Raw genomic sequence first — 6,202 nt, 5'->3', positions numbered from 1 at the left:
CCCCGCAAGGGGGAGGTGGCGCCGAAGGCGACGGAGGGGGAGGAAGCGCCACGGCAAGAGCCATGATCGCACAGCCATCCTCCCCCTCCGTCAGCTGCGCTGACACCTCCCCCTGGCGGGGGAGGATCATTCAAACTCAATCCTCCTGCGTGATATTGAGCGAGCGCGTGACGCGATAGTCGAGCACGCCGACCACGAAATAGACCGCCGCCTGCATCATCCGCGTCCACCATCCGGTGCGCGCGCGGTGCAGTGCCCGCGTCACTTCCAGCGACCGCGCCACTTCGGCATCGACATAGGCGCGGACATGCGCCGCGAACGCCGCATCGTCGATCCGCAGCATCACTTCCAGGTTCAGGAACAGGCTGCGCATGTCGAAATTGGCCGATCCGATCTGCACCTTGTCGTCGATCACGAACAATTTGGTGTGCAGCTTGGTCGGCAGATATTCGAACACCCGCACGCCCCGGCGCAGCAGCCCGCGATAGGTGAAGCGCGCCGCGTGCAGCGTCAGGTGGTTGTCGGTGATCGACGGCACCACCACCCGGACCTGCCCCCCGCGTCGAGCGGCACGACCCAACCGCAGCAGCATCGCGGGGCTCGGAAAGAAATAGGCGGCGAGGATGTCGATCGCGCGCGCATTCTTCATGTCGCGGCGAACCGCGCGCGCCCACGGGCTGAGCCGCCTGGTCGGCCCGCCGAGCAGCCAGCGCAGCTGCCCGTCCGGCTCGCTCCATCGCTTGAGCGCGCGACGCAGCGTGCGCAGCGGCGCGCGCGGCTGCAGCGTCCACTGCCACAGCGCATCGAAATAGCCGGTCATCCGCGCCGCCGCCGGGCCGGCGACCAGCAGGCCCAGATCGCGCCAGCCGTCGCTGCCCGGCGCGCCGAAATAATCGTCCTGGATGTTGAACCCGCCGATGATGATCCGCGCATCCTCGCTCTCGCCATCGGCCAGCGCGATCTTCTGATGGTTGCGGAGCAGATAGCGCCGCCCCCAGCGCGGCACGAAGAAGCACACCCGGCCGCCCGCATCGCGCAGCGGCGCAAAGAAATCGCGGTCATAGGCCGGGTCGCTTCCCAGCCCATCGACGATCAGCGTGACCTCTACCCCGCGCTCGACCGCCGCGATCATCGCGTCGCGCACCCGCGCCCCGACCGCATCGTCGGAATAGATATAATAGAGCAGCCGCAGCGAGCGACGCGCACCCGCGATCAGCTCCAGCAATGCGTCGAGCCGGCGCGGCCCGGTGTCGAGCAATTGCAGCCGACTGCCCGCGATCACGAACACCGGCTGGGGCGGCGGTTCCGGGGGCAGGCCCGCGGCAAGACCGGGCAAGGGGTCGGGGGCTAGCTCCATGCCCAGCGGGATCGCATGCCTACCCGGATTGTTCCACCCCCGGCGGACTCGCGGGGCGATTTCCTTGACTCGGCGAGGGACAGCAACTAGATGGCCCCCTTTCCTGTATCCCTGCCCAAAGGAAGCGTTCCATGGCGCGCGTCACTGTCGAGGATTGCGTCGACAAGGTTTCGAACCGTTTCGATCTCGTGCTGCTGGCGGCCCAGCGCGCGCGTCAGATTTCCGGCGGCGCAGAGCTGACCATCGATCGCGACCGCGACAAGAACCCGGTCGTCGCGCTGCGCGAGATCGCGGAGGAAACCGTCCGTCCCGACCAGCTCGAGGAAGCCCTGGTCGGCAGCCTGCAGCGCGTGCAGATCGACGATGAGGAAGCGCCCGATGACGTCGGCAGCTTGGCTGCATCGGCCGAAGCGCTGCGCCTCACCGCCGCTGCCCCGCCGCGCAACCAGAATCTGGGCGCAGATTACGACGGCTAAGGCCGACGGTATCGCTGCCAGACGAACGGCCGCTGCCCCACCGGGCGGCGGCCTTTTCGCATAATGGGGCCGGTCTTTGCTCCACTCTGGTGCAAGCAACTGAGTTTGCGCTTGCTCCCGGCTGATCTGAATCGGACAGTAATGCGTCCGAATCGGGGGAGTCGGCATGGGGGCGAGCGAGACGATCCTGTTCGTCATCGACGGCATCGCGCGCGAAGCGATGCTGTTTGCGGCGATCGGTTTCCTGATCGGCGGGATCGACGATCTGTTGATCGACTTTGCCTATGCCGTTGCCCGCCTGCGCGGCTGGTGGCGGGGCGCGGACGATTGCCCTGCCGCCGCATCTCCGCTGCCGATGGCCCTGTTCATTCCCGCCTGGGACGAGGCCGCCGTGATCGCACCAATGCTGCGCGCGACGCTGGCCCGCTATGGCGCTGGCGATTACCGCATCTATGTCGGCACCTATCCCAACGATCCCGCCACGATCGCCGCAGTGGCGGAGGTCGCGACCAGCGACACGCGCGTGCGACTGGTCATCGGACCGACGCCGGGGCCGACGACCAAGGCCGATTGCCTCAACGCGCTGTGGCGCGCGCTGCTGCGCGACGAGGCGGCGGGCGAACCCTGCGCAGCGGTCGTGCTGCACGATGCCGAGGATCTGGTGCATCACGATGAGCTGCGCGTCTTCGCCGCCTGGCTGACCAACCATGACGCGGTGCAGCTCCCGGTCGTGCCGCTGGCCGATGCGCGCTCGCCTTTGGTCGCCGGGCATTATCTGGACGAATTCGCGGAGAGCCACGGCAAGAACCTGATCGTGCGTGCGGCGCTGGGCGCGGCAATCCCGTTCGCTGGCGTCGGCTGCGCGATCCGGCGCACGATGCTCGGCCGCATTGCCGACAGCCGCGGCGGGCAGCCGTTCGACGCCGCCAGCCTGACCGAGGATTATGAGCTGGGCCTCACCGTCGCCGCTCTGGGCGGACGCACGCGGTTCGTGCGCGCACGCGATGCGGAGGGGCGACTGGTCGCGGTGCGCGCCTATTTCCCCGCCAGCCTCAACGCGGCGGTGCGGCAAAAGGCGCGCTGGCTGACCGGCATTGCGCTCGCCGGATGGGACCGGGTGGGGTGGCAGCGCGGCGGATCGATCGGCGAGCATTGGATGCGGATGCGCGACCGGCGCGCGACGCTGGCGATTCCGGTGCTGGCCATCGCCTATGTCGCATTGGTCGCCTGGGGCCTGTCGCTGGTCGGGCATCGGCTGGCCGGGACGCCCGGGCCGACCCCCGATGTCCCGATCGGCTGGCTGCTCGCGGTCAATGCCGGCCTGCTCGGCTGGCGCGTGGCGATGCGGATCGGCTTCACTGCAGCCGCGCATGGTCCGGTGCAGGCGCTGCTGGCGATTCCACGGGTGCTGGTCGCCAATCTCATCGCGCTGCTTGCCGCACGTCGCGCCATCGCGATCTATTGGCCCACGCTGCGCGGCGTCCCGGCGCGCTGGGACAAGACCGCGCATCACTTCCCCGACTCGCCTGAGCGCGCGGCGTGACCGCCGACGCCCTGCACGGCCGAGGCCGACCGCTGCGGTTCCTCGCCACGGTGGCGGTCGGCTGGGCGGCAATGCGCGTCGTGCTGCTATGGCCCGAAGGCGCAAGCCTGCCCGAGGCGATCGAGGCGGCAATGCCGCTCCGCCCCGCCGCCGCCGCGCCGACCGCCCGCGCCCCGGCGCCGCTTCCCCCGATCATCGCGCCGCGCCGGATGCCGTCACGCGTGTCGGAGGCACGACCGGCCATCGAGGCCCCCGCACTGGCCCCAGCGCCACCTCAGGCCAGCTTCGCCATGCTGAACCTCGTCTCATTCGGCCCCGAGCGGGCCAGTGTAGCCACGTCCGAGCAACTGCCGCGCATCCCCGCCCCGCCCGCGATGCTGGCGCCCCGCGCGACGCCTGATCGCTGGCAGGCGAGCGTGTGGTTGGTTACCCGGCGCGGGGCGGGGGTCGGCGGCGCGATGCTGGGCGGCGACCAGGCCGGTCTGCGCATCGCCCACACGCTCGACCGGCGCGGGCGGTTGGCGATGTATGCACGGGCGACCACGCCACTGGCGGGCAGCGGGCGTGAGCTGGCGCTTGGGGTGGAATGGCGGCCGTGGCGTGCGCCGATGCGGTTCCTCGCCGAACAGCGGCTGGCGCTCGACGGCGGCAGATCCGGACCCGCCGTTGCCGTCGTCGGCGGGTTCAGCGGGGTCGACCTGCCCTTCGCCTTTGAGCTCGAAGGCTATGCCCAGGCGGGCGCGGTCAAGCGCGCGCGGGTCGAACCCTTTGCCGACGGCGCAGTGCGGGTGACGCGCGATGTGGCCGCGGCGGGCGCGGCGCGGCTCGCGCTCGGCGCGGGCGCATGGGGCGCAGCACAGCGCGACGCGGCGCGCATGGATATCGGGCCAACCGCCGTGACGACTGTGCCGATTGCCGGACAGTCGCTGCGCATCGCACTTGACTGGCGCGAGCGGATTGCTGGCGATGCGCGTCCCGGTTCGGGGCCGGCGCTGACGCTTGGTGCGGATTTCTAGGCGGCGCGGATTTCTGGGCCACGCGGCCTTCCGCAGTGCCGCATGAGGGGCTAGGCAGGACATCCTCATGGACCTGTATCTTCCCATCGCCAGTCTCTCGGTCAACGCGCTGGTTATCGTGTTGCTGGGGCTGGGCGTCGGGATGCTGTCGGGCATGTTCGGCGTGGGCGGCGGGTTTCTGACCACGCCGCTGCTGATCGTCTATGGCATCCCGCCAACGGTCGCCGCGGCCTCCGCAGCAAGTCAGGTTACCGGGGCGAGCGTGTCGGGGGTGTTCGCGCATTTCCGCCGCAACGGCGTCGACCTCCACATGGCCTGGGTGCTGATCGGCGGGGGCGTGCTCGGCTCCGGCGCGGGGGCATTGCTGTTCCGCCTGCTGCAGGCGAGCGGGCAGATCGATACGGTGATCGCGGTCCTGTATGTGGTGATGCTGGGCTCGATCGGCTGGCTGATGCTGTCCGAATCGCTCGGCGCGATCCGCTCGGCAAGGACCGGGGTGACGACGCGCGCGCGGCGGCGGCGGCATCACCCGATGGTCGCGGCGCTTCCGCTGCGCTGGCGCTTCTACCGTTCGGGGCTGTATATCTCCCCGCTCGCGCCGCTGCTGCTGGGCTTTGCCACCGGCATCTTGACGATGCTGCTCGGCGTCGGCGGCGGGTTCATCCTGATCCCGGCGATGCTCTATCTGCTCGGCATGCCGGCGCAGGTGGTGGTCGGCACGTCGCTCTTCCAGATCCTGTTCGTCAGCGCCGCAGCCACCATGGTGCATTCGGTGACCACCAAGGCGGTCGACATCGTGCTCGCCGCGTTGCTGTTGCTGGGGTCGGTGGTCGGCGCGCAGCTCGGCGCGCGCTTTGCCGCCCGTGCCCGCCCCGAATATCTTCGCCTCGCGCTCGGGGTGATGGTGCTGCTGGTCGCGTTGCGCATGGTGCTCGGCCTCGCCTGGCAGCCGGACGAAATCTACTCGGTCGAGCTGGGATGAGGTTCCCGCCGCTCCTCCTCGCGCTCGCCGCACCGCTGTTGCTGGGACAGGCCAAGCCGATTCTCGTCCCCGACGTGTCGCAGCGGGAGATCGAGATCGTCTACTCCTTCACCGGCGCGGAACTGCTGCTGTTCGGGGCGATCGTCCAACCCGGCAACAGCGCGCCGCGCCCCGGCGATCCGCCCACCGACATCGTGGTGGTGGTCAAGGGTCCGACCGAATCGGTGCTGGTGCGCGAAAAGCAGCGCGTCGCCGGCATCTGGGTCAATGCCGAACGCACCCGTTACCGCTCGGCCCCGTCCTTTTATGCGATCGCCTCGTCGCGCCCGATCGACCGTATCGTCGATGCGCGCACCCGCGCAATCTATGAGCTCGGCCTCGACAGCCTGCAACTCTCCCCCGCATCGGGTGCAGCGCCTGCGGTACAGTCGCGCTTCGACGCCGGGCTGGTCGATCTGAAGCGCCGCGCGGGCCTCTATTACGAAGCGCCCGGCACGGTCGAGATCACCGACAATGTCCTGTATCGCGGCCGCATCGCGATTCCGGCGCGCGTTCCGGTCGGACGGTTCACCGCCGAAACCTTCCTGATCCGCGACGGCCGCGTCCTTGCTGCAGCCGTGCGGGAAATCGACATCCGCAAATCGGGCTTCGAACGCTGGGTGGCGGCCGCGGCCGAACAGCATGCCATGCTCTACGGCATCGCCGCAGTGTTGCTGTCGATCGGCTTCGGATGGGCGGCAGGCGCAATCTTCCGGAGATTTTGAGTTGGCTGACGGCACCGGCCCGCTCCCCCACCCGGCCACCCAACGACAGTGTATTCTATGGGTG

At 69.5% G+C, this 6,202-nt stretch carries 6 protein-coding genes; 5 read left to right on the top strand and 1 reads right to left on the bottom strand.

What is annotated here, in order from left to right:
* Positions 1–136: 136 nt before the first annotated feature.
* Positions 137–1,357, bottom strand: a complete 1,221-nt coding sequence (locus AX681_RS14335) for a phospholipase D-like domain-containing protein (RefSeq protein WP_066655778.1) — start codon at positions 1,355–1,357, stop codon at positions 137–139.
* Positions 1,358–1,488: 131 nt separating this feature from the next.
* On the opposite strand from AX681_RS14335, the gene rpoZ reads away from it, so the two are divergent.
* The 5 genes from rpoZ (at position 1,489) to AX681_RS14310 (ending at position 6,138) form a co-directional block, all read left to right on the top strand.
* Positions 1,489–1,833, top strand: a complete 345-nt coding sequence (gene rpoZ, locus AX681_RS14330) for a DNA-directed RNA polymerase subunit omega (protein ID WP_066682421.1) — start codon at positions 1,489–1,491, stop codon at positions 1,831–1,833.
* A gap of 166 nt (positions 1,834–1,999) precedes the next feature.
* The gene (locus AX681_RS14325; RefSeq protein WP_066682419.1) at positions 2,000–3,376 is read left to right on the top strand and encodes a glycosyl transferase family protein; all 1,377 of its coding nucleotides are present in this window, start codon (positions 2,000–2,002) and stop codon (positions 3,374–3,376) included.
* Positions 3,373–4,392 carry a hypothetical protein gene (locus AX681_RS22880; RefSeq protein ID WP_231734962.1) on the top strand — a complete coding sequence of 340 codons (1,020 nt, stop codon included), beginning with the start codon at positions 3,373–3,375 and terminating at the stop codon, positions 4,390–4,392. Before AX681_RS14325 ends, AX681_RS22880 begins: the two co-directional genes overlap by 4 nt.
* Before the next feature lie 67 nt (positions 4,393–4,459).
* Positions 4,460–5,374 carry a sulfite exporter TauE/SafE family protein gene (locus tag AX681_RS14315; protein ID WP_066662307.1) on the top strand — a complete coding sequence of 305 codons (915 nt, stop codon included), beginning with the start codon at positions 4,460–4,462 and terminating at the stop codon, positions 5,372–5,374.
* Positions 5,371–6,138: a TIGR02186 family protein gene (locus AX681_RS14310; RefSeq protein WP_066662310.1), complete on the top strand. Its 768-nt coding sequence runs from the start codon at positions 5,371–5,373 to the stop codon at positions 6,136–6,138. The genes AX681_RS14315 and AX681_RS14310 overlap by 4 nt, the downstream gene beginning before the upstream one ends.
* The last annotated feature ends 64 nt before the right edge of the window (positions 6,139–6,202 follow it).

The sequence above is a fragment of the Sphingomonas sp. CCH9-E2 genome (assembly GCF_001557215.1).
Classification (GTDB): domain Bacteria; phylum Pseudomonadota; class Alphaproteobacteria; order Sphingomonadales; family Sphingomonadaceae; genus Sphingomonas.
The sequence above is the reverse complement of the archived record's forward strand: the minus strand, read 5'-3'. Positions and strand labels throughout refer to the sequence as shown.

What these genes read in the sequence shown, in the direction of transcription:
- AX681_RS14335 (WP_066655778.1), bottom strand. Translation starts at nt 1,357, where the DNA reads ATGGAGCTAGCCCCCGACCCCTTGCCCGGTCTTGCCGCGGGCCTGCCC.
- rpoZ (WP_066682421.1), top strand. Translation starts at nt 1,489, where the DNA reads ATGGCGCGCGTCACTGTCGAGGATTGCGTCGACAAGGTTTCGAACCGT.
- AX681_RS14325 (WP_066682419.1), top strand. Translation starts at nt 2,000, where the DNA reads ATGGGGGCGAGCGAGACGATCCTGTTCGTCATCGACGGCATCGCGCGC.
- AX681_RS14315 (WP_066662307.1), top strand. Translation starts at nt 4,460, where the DNA reads ATGGACCTGTATCTTCCCATCGCCAGTCTCTCGGTCAACGCGCTGGTT.
- AX681_RS14310 (WP_066662310.1), top strand. Translation starts at nt 5,371, where the DNA reads ATGAGGTTCCCGCCGCTCCTCCTCGCGCTCGCCGCACCGCTGTTGCTG.